The sequence below is a fragment of the Sporosarcina obsidiansis genome, assembly GCF_009651005.1.
In the GTDB taxonomy this organism is placed as follows: domain Bacteria; phylum Bacillota; class Bacilli; order Bacillales_A; family Planococcaceae; genus Sporosarcina; species Sporosarcina obsidiansis.
On the sequence record NZ_WHVW01000030.1, the window covers coordinates 1 to 23,616 of the forward strand.

Consider the following 23,616-nt stretch of genomic DNA (forward strand, 5'->3'; position numbering starts at 1 on the left):
CTGGCGTTTACTCTATTGTAAAAGAAAATAGACTGTAGGAAAACTCCAAATTTCCGGAGTTTGTCTACAGTCTGAGACGACTCACCTTTATGGTGAGTCGTTTTTTACATTGTATGAAGAACTCTTGTGCTATCCTAAATCCACGTAAGCGATCATACAGCATTAATATCCTTCCATATCCTACTAATTTGACGTCTCTCTTTATTTTGATATAATAAAAGAATGAATATTCATTCATTTGAAAAAGGGGGAATTCAAAATGAAAGTAAGCTATATTGATGATATCAACACATGGGCAGAAGGTTTCAAGTTCTTTTCGGAAGTATCGGTGCGCTTCTCAGAAACGGATATGTATGGCCATTTGAATAACACAAAGGTGTTTGCGTATTTCGAATATGCCCGGATCGAATATTTAAAGTCATTAAATTGTATGGAAAAATGGGTTAATCCTCGAGGTGAGACGATCCCGATTGTGGCTGATTTGCAGTGTGATTATAGGAAGCAAGTATTCTTTGACGAGAAATTGAAGATCTTCGTAAAGGCCAATTCAATAGGGAAGAGCTCCGTTGACTTGCATTATATGGGTAAAAATGAACGAGATGAAATCGTCTTTACTGGCAGGGGAGCCATCGTGCAAATTAATCGTAAGACAGGGAAGCCTGTGGCATGGTCCGAAGAAGAACAAGAACTGTTCATGAGGAACTCGTAAAAAGCCTACACAGACACTCTTGCGCTCACATATCTTATGGTGAAAGCGTAAAGAGGAGGGGCGCATCTTGGATGAAATGCAAAACCGTTCTTTGTTGACAAATCGAGAACGACAAATATTTACCTTGCTAGTTGATGACTTTACGACAAAAGAAATTGCGGGACAGCTGGAAATCAGCGAAAAAACCGTGCGGAACCATATTTCTAATACGATTCAAAAGCTAGGCGTATCTGGCCGAGCACAAGCGATCGTCGAATTATTGCGATTGGGTGAACTGCATTTGAACTAAATTCATGTTAGTTACACATGCAACAATTGACCTGTTTTTGATCAATAGGTGTACACAGGTCCCTCTCTCTCATAAGATTGTATGAAAAACTATTGCGTTCATCATTGAAAAAGGTACAATGAAAAGACAGGAATCATTTCAGGGAGCTGATTTTTTGTCGAACGAACAGAAAAGCCTCTTGCGTGATATCGCATTGATGGAAAAAGATCTTCGCTACGTCGCAGCGATCATTAAAGAGCAAGGACGTAAAATATTAAAAAACTACACAATTACGCCTCCCCAATTTAGCGCTCTTCAATGGCTGCTGGAACATGGAGATATGACCATTGGTGATTTATCCAATAAAATGTTTTTGGCATTCAGTACCACAACGGACTTGGTAGACCGAATGGAAAGCAGTCAGTTGGTGAAACGGGTACGGGATGACAAAGATCGGCGTGTTGTTCGCGTTCATTTATTGGCTGAAGGTGAACGGATTATTGAAGAAGTTATACAAAAGAGACAGCAATATTTGCAGGAAGTTCTAAAAAACTATGGTGAACAGGAAATTCAGCAGTTTTCTGGCCTGCTAGCGAAACTACATGAAGAGATGACTAGAGATTGAGGGATTATAGTGAATGCACCTATTGGAGTTATTGATTCGGGTGTTGGCGGGTTGACGGTCGTAAGAGAATTGCGAAAGTATCTCCCCAATGAACCTATTATTTATATCGGTGACGATGCGCGTTGTCCATATGGCCCGAGACCTTCTGAAGAAGTGTTTCAGTTTACGATGGACATGGTGAAGAGTTTGGCTAATATGGGAATAAAAATGCTAGTGATTGCGTGTAACACAGCGACTGCGATTGCGTTGGAGGAAGTCAGGAGACAATTTGACTTTCCGGTTATCGGGGTGATTCAGCCAGGAGCTAGAGCGGCAGTGAAAACTTCGCTAACAGGTGAGATTGCGGTGCTTGGTACATTGGGTACTATTAATAGTAAGGCGTATGACCAGGCGATTCATTTGTTGCAGCCGGATGCAACGGTACACTCATTGGCATGTCCGGAATTTGTTCCGATTGTGGAACGCGGGGAATACCGTTCTCCTGCAGCGAGAGCGACTGTGGATCAAACGTTACAGCCGTTACACGCAAGTTCGTTTGATACGGTAATACTCGGTTGTACGCATTACCCGTTGCTTCAAGAACATATTGAAGAGCATTTCCATCAACAAAAGCAAATTATTTCTTCTGCAGTAGAGACAGTGGTGGATGTAGAGCGTATCTTGCATGATCAGAATAAACTTTCAATTGTGGCAGAAGAACCTATTTTTTATACCACAGGCTCTATTGAAAAGTTCAAATCGATTGTGGAAGATTGGCTGCATATTTCACGTCCTGATGTTAGAACGATAACATTTTAATAAACTAATCAATCGCCCGAAAACAGTATCTAGTTTTCGGGTTTTTGCTGTTGTTATGGTAAGATAGGATGAATGTTCGTCTGGAATATGGATAACATACATTTGAAAAGTATACATAATGGAGGAATTAGCATGCGACATGATGGAAGAACAACCGAAGAAATTCGGACAGTAATGATAGAGAAAGATTATTTGATGCACCCCGAAGGTTCCGTGCTCATTTCAGTAGGTAATACGAAAGTGATTTGTACCGCAACAATTGAAGATCGAGTTCCACCGTTTTTGCGTGGCAGCGGCAAAGGCTGGATTTCTGCCGAGTACTCCATGCTCCCACGAGCAACAGGACAACGGACGATCCGTGAATCCTCACGCGGCAAGGTAGGCGGCCGTACAATGGAAATCCAGCGTTTAATTGGGCGTGCTTTACGTGCAGTTGTAGATCTAGATGCGATAGGCGAACGGACGATTTGGATTGACTGTGACGTGATACAGGCAGATGGTGGTACGCGGACATCTTCTATTACAGGTGCGTTTGTTGCGTTAGTGATCGCAGCGAATAAATTGCAGATGGAAAAACAATTGCCGACATTCCCGGTACGTGATTTTCTAGCAGCGACCAGTGTAGGGAAGTTAGCGAATGGAGAACTAATTACCGATTTGGATTATGTAGAAGATTCATCCGCAGACGTCGATATGAACGTCGTCATGACAGGCGCAGGCCAGTTCGTTGAATTACAAGGAACGGGTGAGGAAGCGACATTTTCCCGTACGGAAATGAATGACTTATTAACGCTTGCTGAACAAGGCATCGAACGCTTAATTGCCATTCAAAAAGAAACATTGGGCGAACTTGCCGATAAGGTCGGACAGCAGGCAGGCGAAGTGTGATGAAAGAAGTACTCATTGCGACGAATAATAAAGGTAAGGCGAAAGATTTTGAAACACTCTTTCGTCCTTTAGGAATTAACGTCCTGACGCTGCAGGATATAGATGGAGCAATTGATGTAGAAGAAACCGGCACTACATTCGTTGAAAACGCAGTACTGAAAGCGGAGAATGTCGCGAAGATGCTCAATAAAGTAGTCATTGCTGATGATAGTGGTTTGGAAGTAGATGCGTTGAATGGGGAGCCAGGCGTCTATTCTGCACGGTATGCAGGCGAACCATCTGACGATGAGGCGAATATTGATAAACTATTGGGGAATTTAGCGCAAACACCAACAGAAGAGCGTCAGGCTCGCTTTAGATGTGTCTTAGCTGTTGCTGGACCCGCTATCGAAACCATGACGTTTTCGGGCAGTTGTGAAGGCATCATTGCGTCAGAAAGACTAGGATCAAACGGTTTCGGTTATGATCCAGTATTTTACGTACCAGAAAAAGAACGCACGATGGCTCAATTGACAGCAGAAGAAAAAAACGCCATCTCTCATCGAGGTGCCGCATTGATTCAGTTGAAAGAGAACCTTCCTGAATTTCTGAAAAGTTTGGGTGATAGCAAATGAAAATTATCGTGTTAAGCGATTCGCACGGCGATACGGCAACTGTTCAGCAGATTGCCGCTTTGCCAGCGGACGCTACATTTCATTGTGGGGATAGCGAATTACCAGTGGATCACCCATTGATCAAAGGCCTTCATATCGTTCGTGGTAATTGCGACCGTGACAGACAGCTACCAGCCTCTGTATCGGTGAAGGTAGGGGATGAATCGGTATTTGTCGTTCATGGCCATGAGCATGACGTAAAGCGCTCTTTATTAGCTTTATCTTATGCAGCCGCTGAGCAGCAAGCGAGCATCGTATTATTCGGTCACTCTCATTTATACGGAGCGGAAATGATTGGTGGAGTTCTTTTCGTCAATCCTGGTAGTACGACGCAACCACGTGGCGGTAGAGAAGCAACATATGCAGTGATTGAAGCGGAAGAAACATATACAGTTAGCTTCTACAATATGAATAATCAACTAGTGGATCAAACTGTTTTAGAAAAATAAAATATAGTGTTGACTTTTAAAAGAACCCTGCCTATAATAGATCTTGTGCCTGAGTTATTCAGGTGTTTGTCTCAGTAGCTCAGCTGGATAGAGCAACGCCCTTCTAAGGCGTCGGTCGGGGGTTCGAATCCCTCCTGGGACGTAAAGAAATTGCGTATAAAACGCGTCAAATCAACCTTTTAGCGAAGTTAAAGCAACGGTCTATGAGCGGTCAAACTCCGCTATATGAGCGCCTGCCTTCTAACTTTGTTAGGAGGTTTTTTTGCGTTGTCAAAACCACGGAAAGGATTAGCTGTTAAAGCGGACTTGTCCGATATATTTAACGATGTGGACGCCGTGATACCGCCCGCAAACAATCGCAAGACAGCGCTCACGATCGAAAAAGCACTGGAAATTATCGTACGGCAAATGCGCGCAAGTGGTTTACGCGATCGGACCATCCACGATTATGAAACGTATGTAATGGACTTTATTGTGAAGACGGACGTTGAGTTTCTGCTTGCTATTGACGCGGATGCTATCTACGAGTGGCTTGCGTCTATGAAAGTTAAGCCGGCCACGAAACGTATTCGGTTAAAATGTCTAAGTGCATTTCTCGGTAAGTGCTTTAATAACGGATGGCTTACGGATATGTTTTGGAAGAATATACAAATACGCGTTGACGAGGAAGTGAAGGAAGGCGCATCGGAAGAAGACGTTTTTAATATCTTACGTCTACTCGATTTATCGCAGTTTATTCAGTTGCGTGATGCCGCAGCAATTTTAACAATGTATCAAACGGGAATTCGCCTTGCTACGTTGTCGGCACTAGAAGAAAGGCACGTAGATATAGAGAATCGGCTACTGCGGATTGAAGGTGCGTTGTTAAAAAATCGTAAAGTTATTTTACTGCCATTTGACGGACGGTTACAGCAATTGTTCGAGGTGCTTTTCGAGCAAAATCGAATTATTCGAGAAGAGTGGAGCGCGGAGAATAACTACGTTTTCATTACGCAGTCCGGTGAAGGTGTTTTTAACGAAGATTCCCCTAAGTCTAACGCAATTGCCAAGCGTCTGAACTACTATAAACGCACGTACGGAATAAAGAACATTAATCCGCATGCGCTACGTAGAGGCTTTGCAAAGGATATATACAAACGGAGTAAGGGCGATCTTGCACTCGTAAGCAAAGCGTTAGGTCATTCAGACTTTGCCGTCACCGCACGTTATTTACATTTAGACGCAGAAGAAGTAGCGGACAAGCTACGCGAATTTAGGTAACAAAAAAGAGGCCATGGCGTTCACGCGCCCGACCTCTACAACTAAATATGACTACACTAAGTTCACCCAAAGTGTATATGCCTACATTTTATCAAAAAATTCGATAATGTCAAGGCTTATTTAAGTACGCCCTTTTTAGTGTAAGTCCGACGAGGAACCGCCTACTAATTCGTCGTTAATCTAACCTTGACAGGTCACGGCGAGCCGACGCAATAAATTAGCCTATATCGCAAGTGAAGCCGTTTCCTTGTTTACGGTTGCGATGAAGGGCGAGCGCTGCCATTAAAGGCGCGGTGGATTACTGGGGTTCTAAGGAACCGGTAATCGTACACATGCGGACAAGCAAGCACTACCGCACGGCATGGACAGTAATATGACGAGTGAACGACGGTCGAAAGATCGCGATTAAACAAGGGCATACGCGGCTCCGGGCTATCACTATGACGCTGATTAGTGCAATCGTTACTTTACTCTATCTACGAAACTATTTCGTTTTTAGAAGTAAGGTAACGATTTTTGCGCCGCTTCCTAAACTAAGCCGCTATTCTGCTGATTGAAAAGCGGAAAGTCAAGTGCTTTTGCGTAAATATTATAAGGATTATAGAATAAAGTCCGCTACACCGTAACAAGTAGCAGGGATATTTTCAGAAGGGGAAGGCGGACGGAGCGGAACTTATACCGCCGTGCATTACGGTAGCATTACAATTTGCCAGCGGAATTGCTTAATGTAATGCACCGGCAATGCGCCTGTAATGTGCAAAAGTTGCGGGGCCTTACGGATCTGATTCATTTAGGACGGCGATTTGCGATTGGTTTCCGAGGGACTTCGAAGAAGATTACGGCGAGGGTGACGACATGGAGTTCGAGCTGAATGGGCGGAAAGGTTACGCAGGGACGCTCGCGTCTTACGAGGATCAATACGGTGGTGGCGCGATGTATGGTGATAGTAAAGCGCATGACGACACTCTTATACGCGTGCTGCTGGCGATCCGGCTCGCGTTCTTCCGCCGCATCTAGCCGCGCCCGCATGATTTCTTCGCTGCGTTGCGCCATTGCCGCCTGCGCCTCGGATTGTTTGGCGCGCCTATCCGCCTCTTGTGCCGCAGCAACCGCTTTTTCTTTTTCCGCGATAGCTTCGCGTTCTCGCCGTTTAAATTCCTCTATTTCCCTACGCGACATTTCCGTGAGCGTCTTAGTTGTTCCGTCCGGTAGTTCGCGTGGTTTTTCGAGTTCTCCGTCATCGAATTCTATTAATGAGTCAAGTAGTGAAAGAGGCAGTCTCGTAATTTCCTGGGACACCGGTGTCCCACTTCCGAAACGCTCGTAAACACGGACGAACCTATTTGCGTGTTTCCGGGAAATACCTAGCTCCTTCGTACAATAAGCGTCCCAACCTCCTTTCTGTTTTTCCATTTCGTACTTTCTTACGTGGAGTAAGCGCTCTCCCACTCGAAATATCGCGTCGCTGATTCCCTGTAAATCAACTTTTATTTCCGCCGTGATTACGTTTATGTCCGTTGACAGTCCGTGCGAATCACCGCCTTTAATTTCGTTTTTCATTCCGTTTCAACTCCTTATATAGTAGTTAGTTACCTCCGCATGTTTCCGCCTTGCTTGCGCCGTGCTATTTGCCGCGCTAGGCTTGTCCGCTTGTATTCGTACACCAGACGGCTTCGGCGCGTTTTAGTATGGCTATATACACGCAAAAAGCCCCGGCATAATTTCCGCTAGGGCTTCGTCATTCTTGCGTTATTCTTGCGTCGAACTTTCACTGTTTATTAGTACAAGTAATTCCTCGATTCCCACGCCCAATACCTCGCATACTCTTCCGATCGTGTCGCGCTGATATTGCTTTGTCTCATCGTTATACAGGCGTCGCAGTGTTTCAAACTTCAATCCAGTATCGCGCGAAAACTGTTGAATGCTGATTTCTCTTTCGTCCAGTAATGCCTTCAAATTCGATTTTACCCTCATTTTTATCGCCCCCCATATTAGTTATACATAAAGTATGCGTTAAAAGTTTCAAATTAACTACGTAAAGTTGTTGACAACTACGGAACGTTGTTTTATAGTAATAACAACGGAACGTAGTCGGAAAGGAAATGAGGTGAAATAAATGAGACGCATAACGATTATAACTGAGGATTACAGTGACGGGCCGGTTCTCGGCTGGACTCGGCACGATGAAGGACTTCTTGTTAATCCTCGAGTAGTACTTGACGCGGACGAAATGGGTTTAGACTTTTTGTTGCTCGACGAGCCAATCGCGGACGATCAGCAGACTATCCATGCTCGCGACTGCTTGCATTTTCAAGTCGAAATATTCCGCGGTCATACGATCGAGGACGTAGACATTGAGGAATTGGCAAATATGACAATCGCGCAGCTAGGCGAATTTATCACGGGAACATCAAAATAAAATTAACGGGGGAAATGAATTATGAAAACGACAGAAATCGGATTTAGAAAGACAATCGTAGGATGGTACAACGTGGTGTTAATCGAAAACGGCGCAGAATATAACGTTTCGCGCGAGCTATTCTTGGAACTAACGGGCGCAAGCAAGCAGGCACGCGCAGGTCGCACGGAAATCACCGGCGCGCAACTCGTAACTATGCTCACGGATCGCTGGACGCGCAGAATTCCGAAGCCGGTCTCTGCGGTGGCCGTATGATGTCATGGCAATTAGTGCCGTTTGACGACGCTGAATTAACGCCGGAAGAACAGGCGCAAGTCGCCGCAGTGGAACGCATGTTAGATAAAATTACAGGAGGTAATCCGTATGAAACCGCATGAAAAGTATATCGACCAACTCAACGCACTTAACGAATTGATTACGGCAGACTTTAATTTCTATCGCGATCTAAACTCGCAGATTGACCGCCGGCTGAACGAATTGGGCAAACGCGGCAACATCGAAGCTCACGCCGACGAAATGCGGCAACTGCTCGAAGACCGCGCGCAAATAAAGGACACGGCGTTAAAGTTGCTACCGTTGCGTGATTTCTTTAAGAACGGATTTCCGGAAGTGGGCGATCGGCTGGCGCATCTATCTAAGTTTGATCGCGCAAAGGGGGTGTTTTAATGGAGCGGCTTGAACGTACGTTGAATTACCTGAAAAGTGAGTTTTATTCGGCCGGCTCGGAATACAAGCAGACGCAAGACGTGACGTTGCTCCGTGAATTGCACGCGTTGACTGGCGCCATAAATGAGATCGAGGTATTCCTTTTTGAGCGTAGCATAACGGTGATTACGGATTGTTTGGGATAGGGGCGTTTGCGGACGCCTTTTGCTAGGTCTTTCGGATTATTTAACGTTAGAAGCTCCGCAGTAACGTTTCGCAAACGATATCTTTAATATAGGGAAGTTTTTAAAATAAACGCAAAAAAGACTAAACATCCGAAAATGTCAGCCGATATAAAACATATGTATTTATTTTTATGCGAAGTTATCCACTATCTACCGTTGATTTCATTATATCAGCGGATGGGGCGTAAGTCAAGCGGAAAGATGACGCGAATATGAAAGGGGATGACGGTATGGCATATAGTTCATTTTACGACGCCGATGTAAATTCGGAAGAGGTGCAACGTATTTTAAAAGAACAGTACAACCCGAAACATAAGGATGTAGGCCCGTATAAAATGGAGTGTCACCACTGCGGGAAATCATTCTTCGCTTTACATCCGTCGGCACGTTATTGCTCATACCGATGTACTAACGATTCTTACATTGCTAGACGTAAGGTGAGGCGGGAAGTTGCGCGTCGGAAGGAATGCGGTAATTGTTCGATTACATTCGTAGCTAAGCGTAATGATGCGAAATATTGTTCGCCAGCATGTAGACAAGCGGCTTATAGAAAACGTTCTGTTACGGAAACAGGCTACTCCTAATTTAGCGCAACCTATAAACGTAACAATTATTAAAAAAGGGGATGACAGATTGACCAGCCTTGCGGCTTCGAGACGCTACAAAGGGCGTATAGTACCGACGGATTGCGTTAGTAAAACCGTGAAAGATTAAGATCGTTGTCGTCAGGGCAAGCCCTTCCGACTATCTATCACTATTATATTATTGCGTATATTTAAGAAAACGATAGACCCGCCGAAATCCACGGTTTTGGGATTGAGGCGTATGTTTCAAGGTCTTCATTACTTTTATATATTATTGCGCCGGAACTTAAAGAAAAGAGATTGACTGATAAGATATACAAACGGCCGCTGGAAATCACTAAAAACACAATACATAGTGTATAAACCGCGTAGGTATCATGTTCAGGCGCTACATATTGTGTTTTCCGCTAGTGAATCAGAGGGACGTCAAGGGCATGTATTTTGCTGTTTTCGGGACGTCAAGGGCATGTATTATTTTCACGACTGCGATACCTATGCGATTTGCAAGCCGCAAAAGCAGCCGAAAACACGAAAACAAAACTGGGGGATCGGAGAAATGACAGAATTAAAAATGAAAGAAATCGCTATTACGTTGGACGCCACGGACAAACGCGTTAAGCAATGCGCATGGTGTGATGCCACATATCGCGACAAGACGAAGCCTAACAACTCGAAAACCTGTTCGAAAGAGTGCGGCGATTCGTTTCGCAAGCAAAAGCAGCGCGACAAATACGCAGCAGACACGGCTCACTTACCGCGACGCCCCAATCAGTTCGCGATTTACGAAATGAGTCACGCAGAATATCCGTTTTGGGACTTGCGCGTAATGGATAACCTTGCGCAAAAACACGAGTCTTTAATGCCGACGGATAAAGTCGAGTGTATTATCAGCAGACGGGAGATCGACGCGGTGAACGGCGGCCGACGCAAAAAGTCGGAAGTAATTTCGTATGACGGCGACGAAAAAGGAAGTCACGGCGTTTCTGTTCGTTTTGCGGAACATGACGATAAAGAGCCTGGCGAAGTTACCACAACGAAGATGACTGCCGAGGAAATGGACGCGTATTTTGAGAAAACTTACGGGAAACGGCTATAAATTCACCATTTAGACACATTTATATTACAGTTGTGTTACAAATGCAAAATAACCCGATATTTTGGTCGTTTAGCTGGCTATATAGACGCCGAAAGGGTATGAAATTTTAGCTTGCAGAAAGTAGTCATATATAGGGAAATGAAACGTAAGAAATTGCTTGCTGGTTTGTACATGGCGGGCTTATTTGCGTTTGAATTAACAGGACTTTATAACTGATAAATCACTATTGACCTATAAAAAAGACGTTTAGTTGGCTGTACATTATAGGAGAGATAACGCACTAATACAGAAAAATTCGTAGAAGGACGGGTAAAAACGTCGTTTTCGACACCTATAAGGTGAGAGGTATTTTACGAAATTTTAACGGAAACCTTAATCTACTCTCAAAACGTTGCGCCTATATAGTAGGAAGGCCAAAAGGGATTTTAATTAATCGTCCATGTGGACGGTCTTTTTATTTACCGCAAAGGTTGAGGAATTTACACAACAAGGAGGGAGAACGATGAGACTAACACCGGAAACACTTCGGCAATATCGAACTAGACTAGGAATCACACAAGGGGACCTGGCTCGTAAAGTTGGGGTTTCAAGTTCCTTTTTAAGCGCCGTCGAACGCGACGAACGTCACCTAACACATTCATTAGAGGGGCGGTTACTTGCGACATTCAGTGAAAGTATACAAGAATTGACCGATTTCATCGAGGTCCATGAAAGACTAATTGGAAAAGGGGAATGAAAATGACTAGACAAATCGACAGACTCGAAGAACAGCGAACTTGGGCCGGCTTGCACTCGAAAGTAAAGCACGGAGTAATGGCCGCAAAGGAAAATATGACGGTCGTAGACGGGCGGGCTTACAGCGAGACTGGTCGTGATATTTCGCACCTGGTCGATGTAGTCGTAAAAACGACAGAAAAGCAAGCGCGCGGCCTAGAAGTAGTAGACGATTTAACGGCGCTCGAAAAGGAAAACGGTGGCTTCGTCTTTGCCTTCTTTAAGCAATCGCGGACAATCGAGGAGCGCTTTCCGTCGCTAACACAGCAGGACGTCGCGCGTTTAATGTATATCGGCACGTTTGTCGCGTGGAAGACGGGACGCCTGCAGTCAGAGAACGGTAAGGCGATTATTAATCGTGAAAAACTAGAGCAGCTTGTCGAAATGTCAAGCAAGCGGTTTAACGAGCTATTCCGTCGATATGAAGCCGAGGATATTCTGCGCGAGAACGTGGAAACCGGAGAAATATTCGTCAATCCTTCCGTTTTCTTTCGTGGAAACATGAAGGATAGTGGCGTAGACGTAAGCGACTTGCAATATACGCGCATGTTTCGACAGACTGTTCGCGACTTGTACGCGAAGTTTAAGGGCAGAACGCTCGGCCAGCTTGCGTTGATTTACTCCGTAATGCCTTTTATCAATTTTAATACGAATATCGTCTGCTATAACCCTGAGGAAACAATCGAGGAAATGCTGCGCCCTATGCCGCTTGAAAAACTGGCTATGGTTCTCGAATACGCAAACCCTGGCAAGTTAAAACGAGCGTTGAACGCTGTCAAAGTCGACGATAAGCCGGTATTTACTTACGTCACTAATGCACACGATAGGCGCAAGCAAAATATCATCGTCAATCCTCGAGTTATATACGCGGGCGACGGTAAAGGATTAGGCGCAATTACGGCGCTATTCAATTAAGCAACAGCATATTTACGGTATCACGTCAGCGCCATTTCCGGCGGTGGCTTATTTATATTGCGTAAAAACAGAAGGAGACGATGAAATGACAGTGAAAATCACGCAACAAATCGAGCAGACGGCGCCGGCAGAGTACGCGGTCACGCTGACTATGAACGGCGAACACTACTCGACAGATGTATTTCAGCGGGGAAACGCAGTATTTCCGGCCTACCGCACGCTGATGAACGCCATGTACGACATAGAGGACTGCGCTTTGCACGTTTTGACGGACAGCGCGCCGCTTGTGCGGGAATTCAACGGCACGCCGAACCCTAACGCAACAATGTTACGCAACCTCAACGATGTTATAGCGCAGCAAGGCTTGACGGTGTCAATCGAATACAAAAACGGTAACTAAAGGGAGAAAATGACAATGAAAAAGACAAAGACAAACGCAGCGATAAACGCAAAACTAGACGCAATCCTAGCGGACTTGCAAGCGGCCGTAAAATCATCGCAAGCAATCGCACAGATCGGCGGTGGTTGCGCATGACTACGCCAACTATTAAGCAATGCCCACGTTGCCACGAAGAAAAACCACTTGACCAATTTATGTATGCGGAAAAAGTGCGGAGTTATTGCCGCGATTGTGAGCGCCAGTTAGATCGTTGGCGTAAAGGTCGCCCGGAAAACCGCTTACGGACGGCATTAAAGGACGCCAGGAGGACGGCGGCCAAGTACGACGCGCCCGACACGTTGACGCTCGATGACTTGCGCTACCTTTTTACGTTATCCGGCGGCCGCTGCGCTTACACAGGCAAATTTACGGACAAGCCGAGCGTCGAGCATATCATTCCGTTTTCACAAGGAGGCACAAATTCAGTGGATAATATCGTAATAGTTGATACTACGGTCAATAAAGTCAAAAACGATGAAGTACCCGCGGAGTTTCTCGACCGTTTCGCTGGCTTTTACATGACGCGTGACATTATCGAGTTAGTTGCGGCGAGACGTGGCGTTGATTTTGCATCGGTATATGAAGAATTTGACGAGGCTCAACGCGAACACAATAACGCCTTATACCGCAAGCTGACGGGCGGTGACGCCGATTGACCGAAGTAATCGAGCCGGGCATAACGCGCACGTCGCCGGCCGAACGCAAGCACTGGCACGCCGCGGCAAGTGACGTCATTACGTATAACACACGCGAGATGACGCCGGAACAGTTGGCCCGTCACGGCTTGGAGCGGTACATCGAGGCGGTGACAAGCGATAAGCGATCGAAAAGTTAGGCAGTATATTGCGAGCCATTGCGCGACATACGCGGGAAACGGCCTTTGCTACTTGGAAACGGACAGCACAGGCGGCCGGCTTTGCCCGTTCTTCGCGCCGACCGGCAAAACGTGCAGCTACGCCGAGCAGTCGGTTTTACCCGGAGATCCGGCGATACAGGCACTATATAACGCGGGTAAGATCGGAGCCAGCGGCGATATATGTGAGCGGTGCAAGTCACCGTTTGACAGGACAAGCAACCGGCAGAAATATTGCGTATCTTGCGCGGCGGAAGTCCGACGAAACAAGCGGATTGCATACGACGCGGAGCAATACAAAAAAGCGAAGTCTATTCCGTACATTTAAGACTGCTAACGCGTATTTCAGTCATGTTTTCAGCGTGCATAACGGCTTTAATATGCCGTCAGGTGTATTCGGTAGGTGTACGCCTATTTGACGTTCTAAATGTACGGAAAGGAAGCGATAGCCTTATGCAATGCATTGAAATTGTCCGACGTTTTGGGCGATTTGGCATTACGCGCGTAATCGTCACAGCGGCGGACGGCTGCGAATCCTATTTTGACGTCGGCAGGCACGTCGGCGACCGTCGCATTTACGAGTTAGCACGACCATATGGCAAATATAAAGGAGAGACGAATAAATGACTAATAAAAACGATAACAGGCGACCGGCACGCAAGCCACGCCCGCCCAAGCAGGTGAGTAAAGTGGGCATTCCGCAAATCGGAGATCGACCGGAAAGGGTACGTTTGTTGCCGGGTGAAAAACGTGCTTAACGTACACTACAGCCCAATGTCGCGACAAGTCTTTATTGACGAAGGCAGCCGCACGACTACGATTGACTTGCCCGCCGGCTTAGACGCGTCAGAATTAGCATACGTTTTGCCTAGCGATACATTGCGGGCGATTATCCAACAATTAACCAACGAAAAGGGGACGAAGAGATGACAGATTACAAAACGCAAGACGAACAAATCGCGGAACTAACCGCAAAACTAGAGCAAACCACAGCGGAATTGGATGCCCGCAAGCAGGCGGAACGTGACGAAGCCTTTAAACAAGTTGCGGACAAGCACGGTCTTGATTGGTTACCGCACGTTAAGCATTTATTGTCCGCAGATTCAGACGCCCAAACTATCGCGGCTATTGCGGAAACTATGGGGGCAAAGCCGGAGGACGATTACGAGGCGCAACAATTGCGCGAAAAAGGTATCGGCATTGAACCGGACGGCAACGAGCAGGCTTTACGTGCTGCGTTAGTCCAAGCGGAGCGTAAAGCAAAGAAAACAGGCAGCATGTTCGACCGGATGGAAGTCGCGAACCTAAAACGACAATTGGCGGCCTTCGAATGATTACCTCGCGCCAACTTTACCATGAAGAACGGGAACCACGCCCGTTGATGTCGGCACTTCAAACGGAAGCGCTTTCGGCCCAGTCAGTCAAGTTTGCGGCCATTACCCGCGAAAAGGGTAGAGAGTCCAGTACAGGACGTACGGTGGAAACATTCACGGCAGTTGATATCGAAACGGGCGAGGTTATCGCGACCAAGCAGGTCAAGAATTGGGGAAGCATTACGCCAAGCCAAAGCGTGCCGGCAGAAGGAGTAGTCAGGGAAGCGGCACGGGCGGCAGGATATACCATTACAAACGAAAAAGGGGAAATGTGAAATGACAAACTACGAGCAAATGATAGAAGCATACGGAAAACTAGGCGAAATTCGTGAGAGAACAACGACGGTTGCCCGTGATATTCAGTTAAAAGTGAAGGCGGAAACAGGCGCAATTAGAGCTGATCAGCATTTAACACCAAGCGGCAAACAGGCGAAAATTAATGAGGTTAAACAGAAGTACGGTAGGGAATTTATTGCAACCGCAAAGCAGATGCGCGAGGACTATGATCGTTCCACCGTCAAAGCGAAAGTGTCGGCGGAAGTTTTACTAAACGAGGAAGCACGCAAGCCAAGTGATATTGCCGTCCGTACTTTTCAGCGAGAATTGGCTGACTTAAAAACGGAGTTGCTACTTACTTCCAACGCGCTTGACGCCTATACGCTCGTCGATTCGTTTGTATCAGCGCAAAAAGAACCGTACCTTGCACAACAGCTAAAGCAGCAAGCGCCGGAATTTATTAGTCAAATTGTAGGATTGGCGGGTACGGAAGCCTCGGCCTACCGTACCAAGTTACGCCAGACAATGGATGCGCTGAACGAAAAGGCCACAACGCCGGAGCAGCGGGAGGCAGCGGAGATTTTCGAATCAGTGGAGGGACGATTTGGCGAGGATATTTTCCTGCGCCAAGGCATTCAGATGAACGCTATTCGGGACGCAGTGGGTGTGGAGTTTGCGAATTTCGCCAACAACCCGAAAAGTTACGTAGACTCGGAATAATGACATTGCCGCGTTTGAACCGCAACAGCGGGAGCGGTAAGCAATATCCCCTTTATGAGAGAGCGCTCTTACCGGCGTTCTTTTTTATTTACGCAAAAACAACGGAAAGTAGGCGAAGAAATGACGCTAAAGAAGTTTTTAGACGAGGCAAACCGCTTGATTGTTTCGCAATTGGACAAGCCGCGTATCAAAAAGACACGCATACAACACCTCGAAAACTATCGCGCGAAACTCGAAGCAATGGACGAGCCTAACAAGACGCTCGCCCTTACGTTTTTGGACGATATGGTTGCGTTTGCTCATGCGGTAAATAGTGGCGACAATGACAAGGCCGAACGGTGTGCGGACGAAATTAAGGCTACCTTGGCCCAAATTGATGGGTCGGTGACGTAATTTGGCCATGGATTTAACTGCACGACTAAGACTAATAGACAATTTCAGTTCGCCAATGCGTCGCATAAATTCACATATGTCGCGTATGCAAACCGTAACGAATCGTACGTCGAGTGGTGTAAAGCAACTGGGCGGCTCAATGACCGGCGCTGGCCGTGCGATAAAAAACCAAGTTAATGAGCTTGGCGGACTCAAAAGCGGGCTTCTCGGCGTGGTTGGTGCGTATGCGACAGCGCGGGGCGCAGCGTCACTTTTTAAAAATACGATCGGCGAGGCGATGAAATTCGAGGCCTCTACCGTTGCTGTGGACGCGATATTTAACGACAAAGCCGCATCTACCGCATATATGGAAATGGTCGATAAAATGGCAATTGATAGTCCGCTGCTTAATTCGACCGACATGCTCGCTAACAGTAAGGGGCTAGTCGCGATGACGAAAAACTTGGACGAACTCGGCAAGTCTTGGAGCATCGTCGAAAAATTACAGGTACTCGATCCGACACAAGGGACAGACGGTGCTACGTTTGCGTTGAAAGAGATGTTCCAAGGCGACGCACTTTCAATGGTTGAGCGTTTCGGACTAAATAAGAAGGAACTCAACCGGATCAAAAAACTTGCCATTCCGCAACAGATCGCCGAAATTAATGCAATGCTCGACGATATGGGCGTTACGGAGGCCGCAATTAATAAGATGGGGCAGACGACGCTTGGTTATTGGGCGCAGATTGGAGAGCGAGCCGATAAGTTTAAGCGTATTTTAGGTGAATCGTCTAATTCAAAAATTGGCGAAGTTTTAGGCGGTATCGTCAAAAAACTTGATTCTATGGACTTAGACGCGTTAGCCCGTAAATTTGACGCGGTGGTTGGTAACGGTATGCAAAAAATTATCGACTTTGGCAAGGCGATATGGTCCGCACGCAAGCCGATCCTGGCAGTTGCGAAAGTGGTCGGAACCTTTGCTGTGTCAATCGGGGGTATTATCTTAGCTGTCAAGTCAATAGGTGCGATAGGCGCAGTGTTTGCGTTTTTAGCGTCGCCAATTGGACTGGCAGCAGCGGCAATAACCGGCCTAGTCCTCGGATTCCAAGCACTCTATAAACACAGCGAGCCATTCCGCGCGGCGATTGACGGCGTAGTGGGCGTGGTTAAGGGCTTTATGTCTGCGATGGACGGCGAATATAAGAACGCGCATGATATTATGGCGAAAGCCGGATTATCGCCGGAAGCAGCCAGCCGTGTAATGCAGTTTGCGCGCGGCGTCAAAGACGCAGTAGCCGACGTCCAGGGCGCGTTTGAGGCGATGTCTACTATGTCGCCCGTCGATATTGCAAAGGCGCTCGGCCTATCAGACGAGACCATTGCGCAGATTACCGGCACGATTGATACGGTAAAAGCCTCGTTTGAAAGCATTGGGCAGACGTTTAGCTCGCTATTTGAGGCTGTACAGCCGGGCATTGAATCAATACTCGGCGCGTTAAGCGGATTTGGCGCGACCATTGTAGACGTGTTCGTGACGTTGTGGGGCTTGCTAGGTCCGATATTTAGCGGAATTGCTACGGCATTCGGCATTATCGGAGAAGCCGCAACTATCGTCTTTACAAATGTCATCGTGCCGGCGGTTGACCTCGTAATATGGGCGTTTCAGACGTTGTGGAACGTAGCCGGACCAATCCTAGAACTACTCGGCGCGGCGATTGAATTAGCGTTTACTATGCTACAAATCATGTGGGACACGGTCATCTCCCCGTTTATCGGATTCTTGACGGGCGAATTTGCGACTGCCGTAGAAAAGACGACGGGCAGCGTTGATTCAATTGGCGCGGCGTTTGAGTTTGTCGGTGGCATTATCAGCACGGTCGCGGGCTACGTTAAGGACTTCGCGGGCGCGCTAGCTAACGTCAAGGTGCCGGATTGGATCGGCAGTATTGGCGGCAAGATCAAAAGCGCAGGCAACGCGGTCAATAACTTCCTGGGAATCGGCGGCCCGCCAAAGTCTCGCTACCACGGCCAAGATCGCGTGCCTTATGACGGTTATATGATCCGCGCACACCGCGGTGAACGCCTATTAACACGTCAGCAAGCCGATATGATGGACGCAATGTCGCCGCAGCTAAGTAACGTAATTCAGTTTCCACGCGTAGCATCGCTTGATTTTGACGAGAAGAAGTCGGATGGATTGGACGAGCGTTACAGCTATGAAGGGTTATCGGGCGGAGACACGTATAACACGACGACTACCTCTGTCACGAATAACACGACAGCGGGTAATGAGTCTAGCGGAAGAACACCGGCCAGTTTAACAGTTATTTACCAAGGCGGACAAAAACTAGATGAAGATGAAATGTACCGATTTGCGGATTTCTTGGCCGTTAATATTATTTCAGCACAGGAGGCGGGCGCGTAATGCCAGTTGGTTACGAAGGTAATCCCTTTAGTTTAATATCGCAAGCTATACGTAAGGGCGGTTATTCAAAGCCGGTCAATATCGAGGTCGCGACCGTCATCAAAGGCGAGCCGCAAGTCCGCATTAAACTCGACCAGGACGGCTTGGAACTCGAAAATGACGACCTCATTATTGCGAAGCATCTGACGCAACATGAGCGCAACAGCCATATCGAGTGCGCCACGATTGACGGTCAGACAAAAGCGGCAGGAACCGGCCCACATACGCACGGCTACGAAACTATTACAATGCGCGACGCTAAGATCACGGTAGATTCGCTGTTAGTTCCGGGAACACGCGTCCTAGTTGCGTGCTTAGACGAGGATATGGTTTACGTCGTGCTGGACGAAGCGGTTTGGTTTTAAGTAGGCGGTGGGCTGGCGCTTTATTGCGTCGGTCTGCCGTCTTTTTTTTATGCTTAATGACGTATTCATACCGAACGCGATGGGGTGTCGTTATTTTGCGTATAAATGACCGAATCACAACTCGGACTGACAGGCGTAAAAAGATCGGCCGCTTACGGTATTAAAATTGGGGCGTTATATAGAAGGAACTAGAACGCAAGGCAGTCGGAAATGGGCGGTTAGGATGTCAGTAGATGACAGTCTAGATTGCGGTACGTTGCGGTTATGTGCACAAATTGCATGCCTCTTTACGCCCCATTACGTCCGGTATAGTTCGGTATTAATGCGTCATTTTACGTCATGTTTGCGGGAAACCGGCCTTGATGCGTGGGGTGTCTAAACACTTTGAATGACTTCCGATTACTTCCGAAATAATACATAATTGCGGGGTTCATAACGTAATCATATATGTACATAATTGACTACGGTAGTGCGTCCGTGCTACAATCAACTTATAGCGTAATCATTAATCGTAATCATAAGTGGAGGGGCGGATAACATGAAATTCGGATATGCGCGTGTGTCGGGTTTCGGTCAATCATTAACGGAGCAAGAGGCGCAATTGAAGGACGCGGGCTGTCACGTCGTTTATAAGGAAAAGCTAACGGGTACTAACGCAGATCGACCGGAGTTCCAGGCGGTGCTAAACGTATTGGAGGCGGGCGATACGCTAGTAGTTACGAAACTGGACCGCTTTGCCCGTACAGCAAGCGACGGCATAACGCTCATACGGGAACTCATGGCGCGCGGTGTCGCAGTGCATATCCTCAATATGGGCGTAGTAGAAGATACGACAACTGGCCGCCTTATGCTGACGATACTAAGCGGCTTTGCCGAATTCGAACGCGATATGATTGTAGAACGTTTGGCCGAAGGTAAAGAGCAGGCAAGACGCGCAGGCACATTGCGTGAGGGACGACCTAACAAGTACACGCCGCAACAGATGGCTCATGCTATGACGTTGTTAGACGCGCATAGTTACACGGAAGTTGAGCGCTTGACAGGCATAAGCAAAGCGACTTTGACGCGACATAAACGCAAGATGAAAAGCGAAAGTAAATCGAAATGAAACGCAAATAAAAGACGGTTGAAAGCGAATGACAAACGCTTCTGACCGTCTATTTTTATGCGCAAAAGGGCGAGGCCGACCGTGTGGATTGCGATTTCCCCAAGCGCCTACCGCGAAACGGCGCTGTCTTGATATACTTTGATCGACATATCAAATATACGTTTTGACCCTTCAAAAATTCGCCGTATAAAAATATCACTTTGACCGTTAAAGCCCGTCCAAACCTCTCCCCCACCGCAATTATCCTAGGGACACATGACACTGTCCCGGAGTAAACTCGCAATCTAGCGACCTCATGCGAAAGGGTAGGGTAGTGGTATGCAGCGCAATTCACTCGAACATGGACGCAAAATAGACTTGGCAACGAAACCGCGAAAGCGAAAGTAATGCCATCGGTATAACCGTTGTTAAACGTGGTTTATAGTATGTTTAACCGTTGTTTAACGTATTCTCTGAAATTGATTGCAAACGTAATAACTAACGTATATAATCGGGAATATCAAGAAGTTAAGAAGGCGGTCGCTACTACGTAATCTATGACCGCTCAAACTTCGCTATATGAACGGGTTGTATACGTCTAGCATGACGGGTCGGGGGTTCGAATCCCTCCTGGGACGTTATTCGTTTAATAATGGTTCTTTCAGAATCAGATTAGAAACGTTTGAAACCTTGTAGTATCAAGGGTCAGGCGTTTTTTCTTTTTATTGAGAGTACGTTTGAATCCGATAGTAAATAAAATTCTCGTGTACAAAATCTATACACAGTAAACTTTAGAGTACATGTTAGCTGGCATAGGTTTTCACTGCAATTTCTACATCTCGCACGTCCATCTCTTTTAAGACGTGAGCGTAGTGATCCAGTGTCGTTTGGATATCTGCATACCCCCATCGCTTAAAAACGGAATGGATATTTGCGCCTTTGTAGAGAAGAACGCTAGGTGGGTATGAAGAACGGTGGCCATCAACAAAGGCAATAATGATGAATTCGAATTTCTCATCGTCAGCATGAATGGCATACCTATCGGTGATGTAGTAGATGACGTTGAAACGCGGTTCTGTCAAATGTAGAATCAAGGAACAGCATCGAAACAGGATGCTGTTCTTTTTGTGTGTAAATGGGGTAGACATTTTCAGACCACTTAAATGCCTTCCTCCAAATTCAGCTTTTCCACAAAATCTACAAATGCTTTCACTACATTTAATTGCAAAGATTCCTCATGAAAAAACATCCATGTTTTTCGAATAATTGGCATTCCATCCTTCGTTTTAATAATGATTTTATGCACATCTTCAATATCACTCAAAATCATAGTCGGTACGATAGCATACCCTAATCCGTTAACGACCATTTTTTTACATGTGTCCACTTTATCCACTTCGATGCTCACTAATGACGGTTGACTGTAATTTTCATACCACCAATTGTCAACGTATGTTTTAAGCAAAGGATCCGTACGATAATCAATTCTCGGCAAGGAAGGAAGGTCATCGATAGCAATCTTCTCTTTGGAAGCAATACATAATTCCTCCTCAAATAGTAACCGTTTTTGTCCTTTCCACCCATAATCCCCCTTTACAAAGCCTACATGTACATCTTGATTATAAATTAAGTGGGCAATTTCACTACTGAAGTCTGTACGAACTTTAAATTCAACATGTGGATACTGTTCCTTGAATCGCTTTAGAAGATTTGGAAGTTTGTAATCTGTAAAAAAGTTTGAAACTCCTAACTTCAAAACACCTTCAACTCTATAATCCATATTCAGAACATTTTCCTTCATCTGTTGAAATTTTGCTAACATATCAACTGCATACTTGGCTAAATATTCCCCTTGTGGTGTAAATTGAACACCACGCCTACCCCTTACCACAATTTTGACAGTGAACTTCTGTTCCAATTGTTGTAGTCGATGCGTCAAAGCAGGTTGTGAAATAAATAATTGTTGAGCCGCTTTCGTTATATTTTTTTCGTCATAAAGCGTTTTTAGAACTATCCAGTCACGTTCATCCATCTTAATTCCCCATTTTCAGCTATCAATTATATTTATGCTTACACATAAAAAATCAATATTTTTTTTATCTCTTTTATTGTACTATAATGAATACAGGAAGCAAAACGTTTGAACACAGGACTAACTATTGATTAGATGCGAAAGAGGGTAGTTTGATTGTCCAAGAGAAATGAATTATTGAAAGCGGCTCTATATGTAGTCATTAGTGGAATGGGAGGATTTCTCCTCTCTTTTACAGGTTTACCTGTTGGCTGGATGATTGGGACACTCCTAACCTCGACGTTACTGTTTATATTCAAACCGAAGATCCTGAAAATATCCCCCAATCAAAAAGGAATTCCGAAATATTGGATGGCCATTGGTCAATGTATACTAGGGATTGAACTTGCGCAAAAAATGAATGATTCTGTCTATTACATTTTTCTGGAGAACTGGTTGATGATTACTATAATGCTCTTGCTCTCCATAGTTTTCGCCTTTATATCGGGACTCCTATTATGGAAATTCAGCGATTTGGATATGTTGACAAGTTTTTTTTCAACAGCTCCGGGAGGGTTGTCTACAATTCCAGGAATTGCGGAAGAGGTCGGTGCCAATACAGGCGTTGTTAGTATTGCACAAACGATTCGGATTTTTTTAGTCGTTCTTTCCATTCCACTTTTTTTATCGTTTTGGGTTATCCAACCTGTGGAGGCGGTCGGGAATACTGATATAGTTTCCATTCCTTTTCAAATAGAACATCTATTGATAACTGTCTTTTTCCTAGGGATTGCATGTCTTGGCTACTATTTAGGTGTATTTTTAAAATTTCCGGCACCCTGGTTGCTTGGCAGCATGGTCACTATCGCAATCGTCAAGACTTTCAGTTCAGTGGTAATCGGCTTTCAACTTGTTGCTTGGTGGCCTTCCGAACTTATCATCCTATCCCAAGTAGTTATTGGTGCAAGTATCGGATCCCGTTTTCAAAAAGAAATGTTTAAAGGGTTAAAGAAAACGTTAGCCATATCATTTATAAGTACTATCTTCCTCATTGTTTCTATGTTCATCTGTTCCTATATCACAGCAGAAATAACTGAATTATCATTCACAACTTCTGTTTTAGCTTTTGCTCCCGGTGGTATCGCCGAGATGACCACTACCGCCGTTGTCCTGGGCGCGGATTCTACATTTGTCGTCGCGGTACAAGTACTGCGTGTCATTTCAGTTTGTGTGATTCTTCCTCCATTTTTTAGACTCTTAAATTACTGGGAAAATAAAAAAAGGACCCATCCCCAAGCGTCAGCGTAAGCGGATGCTTGGATTCATTA

33 protein-coding genes and 1 tRNA gene are annotated in these 23,616 nt (G+C 45.9%); 30 read left to right on the forward strand and 4 right to left on the reverse strand.

Annotation, left to right across the window (positions count from 1 at the left end; all coding sequences use genetic code 11):
• Positions 1-259: 259 nt before the first annotated feature.
• From GD002_RS16535 to GD002_RS16575, 9 genes are all read left to right on the forward strand, one after another.
• Positions 260-709, forward strand: a complete 450-nt coding sequence (locus GD002_RS16535; RefSeq protein WP_153733475.1) for an acyl-CoA thioesterase — start codon at positions 260-262, stop codon at positions 707-709.
• 76 nt (positions 710-785) lie between these two features.
• Entirely contained in the window at positions 786-998 is a 213-nt protein-coding gene (locus GD002_RS16540; protein WP_153733509.1) for a helix-turn-helix domain-containing protein, read from the forward strand.
• Positions 999-1,194: 196 nt separating this feature from the next.
• Positions 1,195-1,602: a MarR family winged helix-turn-helix transcriptional regulator gene (locus tag GD002_RS16545; RefSeq protein WP_153733510.1), complete on the forward strand. Its 408-nt coding sequence runs from the start codon at positions 1,195-1,197 to the stop codon at positions 1,600-1,602.
• A 9-nt stretch (positions 1,603-1,611) separates the two neighbouring features.
• Positions 1,612-2,400 (forward strand): glutamate racemase, encoded by a 789-nt coding sequence (gene racE / locus GD002_RS16550; protein ID WP_153733476.1) that lies wholly within the window; start codon positions 1,612-1,614, stop codon positions 2,398-2,400.
• Between the two features lie 132 nt (positions 2,401-2,532).
• Positions 2,533-3,288, forward strand: a complete 756-nt coding sequence (gene rph, locus GD002_RS16555) for a ribonuclease PH (protein ID WP_153733477.1) — start codon at positions 2,533-2,535, stop codon at positions 3,286-3,288.
• Positions 3,288-3,902, forward strand: coding sequence for an XTP/dITP diphosphatase (locus GD002_RS16560; protein WP_153733478.1), 615 nt, complete (start codon positions 3,288-3,290; stop codon positions 3,900-3,902). The genes rph and GD002_RS16560 overlap by 1 nt, the downstream gene beginning before the upstream one ends.
• Entirely contained in the window at positions 3,899-4,390 is a 492-nt protein-coding gene (locus GD002_RS16565; RefSeq protein ID WP_153733479.1) for a metallophosphoesterase, read from the forward strand. Before GD002_RS16560 ends, GD002_RS16565 begins: the two co-directional genes overlap by 4 nt.
• A 68-nt stretch (positions 4,391-4,458) precedes the next feature.
• Positions 4,459-4,532 (forward strand) — tRNA-Arg (locus tag GD002_RS16570).
• Between the two features lie 125 nt (positions 4,533-4,657).
• On the forward strand, positions 4,658-5,650 hold the full coding sequence (locus tag GD002_RS16575; protein ID WP_153733480.1) for a tyrosine-type recombinase/integrase: 993 nt from the start codon (positions 4,658-4,660) through the stop codon (positions 5,648-5,650).
• A 786-nt stretch (positions 5,651-6,436) separates the two neighbouring features.
• Here GD002_RS16575 and GD002_RS16580 read toward each other — a convergent pair.
• Together GD002_RS16580 and GD002_RS16585 are read right to left on the reverse strand one after the other, a co-directional pair.
• Complete coding sequence (locus tag GD002_RS16580) at positions 6,437-7,210, reverse strand: hypothetical protein (RefSeq protein ID WP_153733481.1); 774 nt, start codon at positions 7,208-7,210, stop codon at positions 6,437-6,439.
• Between the two features lie 189 nt (positions 7,211-7,399).
• On the reverse strand, positions 7,400-7,624 hold the full coding sequence (locus tag GD002_RS16585; protein WP_153733482.1) for a helix-turn-helix domain-containing protein: 225 nt from the start codon (positions 7,622-7,624) through the stop codon (positions 7,400-7,402).
• Between the two features lie 142 nt (positions 7,625-7,766).
• Here GD002_RS16585 and GD002_RS16590 point away from each other — a divergent pair, with 142 nt between their 5' ends.
• From GD002_RS16590 to GD002_RS16680, 20 genes are all read left to right on the forward strand, one after another.
• The gene (locus GD002_RS16590) at positions 7,767-8,069 is read left to right on the forward strand and encodes a hypothetical protein (protein ID WP_153733483.1); all 303 of its coding nucleotides are present in this window, start codon (positions 7,767-7,769) and stop codon (positions 8,067-8,069) included.
• A gap of 21 nt (positions 8,070-8,090) precedes the next feature.
• A complete protein-coding gene (locus GD002_RS16595) occupies positions 8,091-8,324 on the forward strand; it encodes a hypothetical protein (RefSeq protein WP_153733484.1) in 234 nt (77 codons plus the stop codon).
• Positions 8,324-8,446 carry a hypothetical protein gene (locus tag GD002_RS18085; protein ID WP_255425170.1) on the forward strand — a complete coding sequence of 41 codons (123 nt, stop codon included), beginning with the start codon at positions 8,324-8,326 and terminating at the stop codon, positions 8,444-8,446. The genes GD002_RS16595 and GD002_RS18085 overlap by 1 nt, the downstream gene beginning before the upstream one ends.
• Positions 8,433-8,735: a hypothetical protein gene (locus GD002_RS16600; RefSeq protein WP_153733485.1), complete on the forward strand. Its 303-nt coding sequence runs from the start codon at positions 8,433-8,435 to the stop codon at positions 8,733-8,735. Before GD002_RS18085 ends, GD002_RS16600 begins: the two co-directional genes overlap by 14 nt.
• The gene (locus GD002_RS16605; protein ID WP_153733486.1) at positions 8,735-8,920 is read left to right on the forward strand and encodes a hypothetical protein; all 186 of its coding nucleotides are present in this window, start codon (positions 8,735-8,737) and stop codon (positions 8,918-8,920) included. The genes GD002_RS16600 and GD002_RS16605 overlap by 1 nt, the downstream gene beginning before the upstream one ends.
• A gap of 269 nt (positions 8,921-9,189) precedes the next feature.
• Entirely contained in the window at positions 9,190-9,543 is a 354-nt protein-coding gene (locus GD002_RS16610) for a hypothetical protein (protein ID WP_153733487.1), read from the forward strand.
• A 466-nt stretch (positions 9,544-10,009) separates the two neighbouring features.
• Positions 10,010-10,639 carry a hypothetical protein gene (locus GD002_RS16615; RefSeq protein ID WP_153733488.1) on the forward strand — a complete coding sequence of 210 codons (630 nt, stop codon included), beginning with the start codon at positions 10,010-10,012 and terminating at the stop codon, positions 10,637-10,639.
• Between the two features lie 502 nt (positions 10,640-11,141).
• Positions 11,142-11,375, forward strand: a complete 234-nt coding sequence (locus tag GD002_RS16620) for a helix-turn-helix transcriptional regulator (protein ID WP_194841661.1) — start codon at positions 11,142-11,144, stop codon at positions 11,373-11,375.
• Positions 11,376-11,377: 2 nt separating this feature from the next.
• Positions 11,378-12,328: a hypothetical protein gene (locus tag GD002_RS16625; RefSeq protein ID WP_153733490.1), complete on the forward strand. Its 951-nt coding sequence runs from the start codon at positions 11,378-11,380 to the stop codon at positions 12,326-12,328.
• An 85-nt stretch (positions 12,329-12,413) separates the two neighbouring features.
• Positions 12,414-12,728 carry a hypothetical protein gene (locus GD002_RS16630; RefSeq protein ID WP_153733491.1) on the forward strand — a complete coding sequence of 105 codons (315 nt, stop codon included), beginning with the start codon at positions 12,414-12,416 and terminating at the stop codon, positions 12,726-12,728.
• A gap of 131 nt (positions 12,729-12,859) precedes the next feature.
• Positions 12,860-13,423, forward strand: a complete 564-nt coding sequence (locus tag GD002_RS16635; protein ID WP_153733492.1) for an HNH endonuclease domain-containing protein — start codon at positions 12,860-12,862, stop codon at positions 13,421-13,423.
• Between the two features lie 650 nt (positions 13,424-14,073).
• Entirely contained in the window at positions 14,074-14,247 is a 174-nt protein-coding gene (locus GD002_RS16640; RefSeq protein ID WP_153733493.1) for a hypothetical protein, read from the forward strand.
• A 123-nt stretch (positions 14,248-14,370) separates the two neighbouring features.
• Positions 14,371-14,550: a hypothetical protein gene (locus GD002_RS16645; RefSeq protein WP_153733494.1), complete on the forward strand. Its 180-nt coding sequence runs from the start codon at positions 14,371-14,373 to the stop codon at positions 14,548-14,550.
• Positions 14,547-14,954: a hypothetical protein gene (locus tag GD002_RS16650; RefSeq protein ID WP_153733495.1), complete on the forward strand. Its 408-nt coding sequence runs from the start codon at positions 14,547-14,549 to the stop codon at positions 14,952-14,954. Before GD002_RS16645 ends, GD002_RS16650 begins: the two co-directional genes overlap by 4 nt.
• A 47-nt stretch (positions 14,955-15,001) precedes the next feature.
• Complete coding sequence (locus tag GD002_RS16655; protein ID WP_153733496.1) at positions 15,002-15,268, forward strand: hypothetical protein; 267 nt, start codon at positions 15,002-15,004, stop codon at positions 15,266-15,268.
• 1 nt (position 15,269) lies between these two features.
• A complete protein-coding gene (locus GD002_RS16660; RefSeq protein ID WP_153733497.1) occupies positions 15,270-15,989 on the forward strand; it encodes a hypothetical protein in 720 nt (239 codons plus the stop codon).
• Between the two features lie 120 nt (positions 15,990-16,109).
• Positions 16,110-16,382, forward strand: coding sequence for a hypothetical protein (locus tag GD002_RS16665; RefSeq protein WP_153733498.1), 273 nt, complete (start codon positions 16,110-16,112; stop codon positions 16,380-16,382).
• Positions 16,383-16,521: 139 nt separating this feature from the next.
• Positions 16,522-18,786 (forward strand): phage tail protein, encoded by a 2,265-nt coding sequence (locus GD002_RS16670; protein WP_153733499.1) that lies wholly within the window; start codon positions 16,522-16,524, stop codon positions 18,784-18,786.
• On the forward strand, positions 18,786-19,190 hold the full coding sequence (locus GD002_RS16675; protein WP_153733500.1) for a DUF2577 family protein: 405 nt from the start codon (positions 18,786-18,788) through the stop codon (positions 19,188-19,190). The genes GD002_RS16670 and GD002_RS16675 overlap by 1 nt, the downstream gene beginning before the upstream one ends.
• A 538-nt stretch (positions 19,191-19,728) precedes the next feature.
• Positions 19,729-20,298, forward strand: a complete 570-nt coding sequence (locus GD002_RS16680) for a recombinase family protein (protein ID WP_153733501.1) — start codon at positions 19,729-19,731, stop codon at positions 20,296-20,298.
• Positions 20,299-21,080: 782 nt separating this feature from the next.
• Here the strand turns inward: GD002_RS16680 and GD002_RS18005 are convergent.
• Both GD002_RS18005 and GD002_RS16690 read right to left on the reverse strand, forming a co-directional pair.
• Positions 21,081-21,371, reverse strand: coding sequence for a site-specific integrase (locus tag GD002_RS18005; protein ID WP_228548412.1), 291 nt, complete (start codon positions 21,369-21,371; stop codon positions 21,081-21,083).
• A 65-nt stretch (positions 21,372-21,436) separates the two neighbouring features.
• Positions 21,437-22,309 carry a LysR family transcriptional regulator gene (locus GD002_RS16690; protein ID WP_153733502.1) on the reverse strand — a complete coding sequence of 291 codons (873 nt, stop codon included), beginning with the start codon at positions 22,307-22,309 and terminating at the stop codon, positions 21,437-21,439.
• Between the two features lie 156 nt (positions 22,310-22,465).
• Between GD002_RS16690 and GD002_RS16695 the strand changes: the two genes are divergently transcribed.
• A complete protein-coding gene (locus tag GD002_RS16695; protein ID WP_153733503.1) occupies positions 22,466-23,596 on the forward strand; it encodes an AbrB family transcriptional regulator in 1,131 nt (376 codons plus the stop codon).
• Positions 23,597-23,616: the final 20 nt, after the last annotated feature.

What these genes read in the sequence shown, in the direction of transcription:
- GD002_RS16535 (WP_153733475.1), top strand. Translation starts at nt 260, where the DNA reads ATGAAAGTAAGCTATATTGATGATATCAACACATGGGCAGAAGGTTTC.
- GD002_RS16620 (WP_194841661.1), top strand. Translation starts at nt 11,142, where the DNA reads ATGAGACTAACACCGGAAACACTTCGGCAATATCGAACTAGACTAGGA.
- GD002_RS16665 (WP_153733498.1), top strand. Translation starts at nt 16,110, where the DNA reads ATGACGCTAAAGAAGTTTTTAGACGAGGCAAACCGCTTGATTGTTTCG.
- GD002_RS16545 (WP_153733510.1), top strand. Translation starts at nt 1,195, where the DNA reads ATGGAAAAAGATCTTCGCTACGTCGCAGCGATCATTAAAGAGCAAGGA.
- GD002_RS16605 (WP_153733486.1), top strand. Translation starts at nt 8,735, where the DNA reads ATGGAGCGGCTTGAACGTACGTTGAATTACCTGAAAAGTGAGTTTTAT.
- GD002_RS16615 (WP_153733488.1), top strand. Translation starts at nt 10,010, where the DNA reads ATGTATTATTTTCACGACTGCGATACCTATGCGATTTGCAAGCCGCAA.
- GD002_RS16600 (WP_153733485.1), top strand. Translation starts at nt 8,433, where the DNA reads ATGAAACCGCATGAAAAGTATATCGACCAACTCAACGCACTTAACGAA.
- GD002_RS16590 (WP_153733483.1), top strand. Translation starts at nt 7,767, where the DNA reads ATGAGACGCATAACGATTATAACTGAGGATTACAGTGACGGGCCGGTT.
- GD002_RS16625 (WP_153733490.1), top strand. Translation starts at nt 11,378, where the DNA reads ATGACTAGACAAATCGACAGACTCGAAGAACAGCGAACTTGGGCCGGC.
- GD002_RS16630 (WP_153733491.1), top strand. Translation starts at nt 12,414, where the DNA reads ATGACAGTGAAAATCACGCAACAAATCGAGCAGACGGCGCCGGCAGAG.
- GD002_RS16650 (WP_153733495.1), top strand. Translation starts at nt 14,547, where the DNA reads ATGACAGATTACAAAACGCAAGACGAACAAATCGCGGAACTAACCGCA.
- GD002_RS16690 (WP_153733502.1), bottom strand. Translation starts at nt 22,309, where the DNA reads ATGGATGAACGTGACTGGATAGTTCTAAAAACGCTTTATGACGAAAAA.
- GD002_RS16565 (WP_153733479.1), top strand. Translation starts at nt 3,899, where the DNA reads ATGAAAATTATCGTGTTAAGCGATTCGCACGGCGATACGGCAACTGTT.
- GD002_RS16610 (WP_153733487.1), top strand. Translation starts at nt 9,190, where the DNA reads ATGGCATATAGTTCATTTTACGACGCCGATGTAAATTCGGAAGAGGTG.
- GD002_RS16680 (WP_153733501.1), top strand. Translation starts at nt 19,729, where the DNA reads ATGAAATTCGGATATGCGCGTGTGTCGGGTTTCGGTCAATCATTAACG.
- GD002_RS16540 (WP_153733509.1), top strand. Translation starts at nt 786, where the DNA reads ATGCAAAACCGTTCTTTGTTGACAAATCGAGAACGACAAATATTTACC.
- rph (WP_153733477.1), top strand. Translation starts at nt 2,533, where the DNA reads ATGCGACATGATGGAAGAACAACCGAAGAAATTCGGACAGTAATGATA.
- GD002_RS16655 (WP_153733496.1), top strand. Translation starts at nt 15,002, where the DNA reads ATGTCGGCACTTCAAACGGAAGCGCTTTCGGCCCAGTCAGTCAAGTTT.
- GD002_RS16580 (WP_153733481.1), bottom strand. Translation starts at nt 7,210, where the DNA reads ATGAAAAACGAAATTAAAGGCGGTGATTCGCACGGACTGTCAACGGAC.
- GD002_RS18085 (WP_255425170.1), top strand. Translation starts at nt 8,324, where the DNA reads ATGTCATGGCAATTAGTGCCGTTTGACGACGCTGAATTAACGCCGGAA.
- GD002_RS16560 (WP_153733478.1), top strand. Translation starts at nt 3,288, where the DNA reads ATGAAAGAAGTACTCATTGCGACGAATAATAAAGGTAAGGCGAAAGAT.
- GD002_RS16635 (WP_153733492.1), top strand. Translation starts at nt 12,860, where the DNA reads ATGACTACGCCAACTATTAAGCAATGCCCACGTTGCCACGAAGAAAAA.
- GD002_RS16660 (WP_153733497.1), top strand. Translation starts at nt 15,270, where the DNA reads ATGACAAACTACGAGCAAATGATAGAAGCATACGGAAAACTAGGCGAA.
- GD002_RS16595 (WP_153733484.1), top strand. Translation starts at nt 8,091, where the DNA reads ATGAAAACGACAGAAATCGGATTTAGAAAGACAATCGTAGGATGGTAC.
- GD002_RS16585 (WP_153733482.1), bottom strand. Translation starts at nt 7,624, where the DNA reads ATGAGGGTAAAATCGAATTTGAAGGCATTACTGGACGAAAGAGAAATC.
- GD002_RS16670 (WP_153733499.1), top strand. Translation starts at nt 16,522, where the DNA reads ATGACCGGCGCTGGCCGTGCGATAAAAAACCAAGTTAATGAGCTTGGC.
- GD002_RS16675 (WP_153733500.1), top strand. Translation starts at nt 18,786, where the DNA reads ATGCCAGTTGGTTACGAAGGTAATCCCTTTAGTTTAATATCGCAAGCT.
- GD002_RS16640 (WP_153733493.1), top strand. Translation starts at nt 14,074, where the DNA reads ATGCAATGCATTGAAATTGTCCGACGTTTTGGGCGATTTGGCATTACG.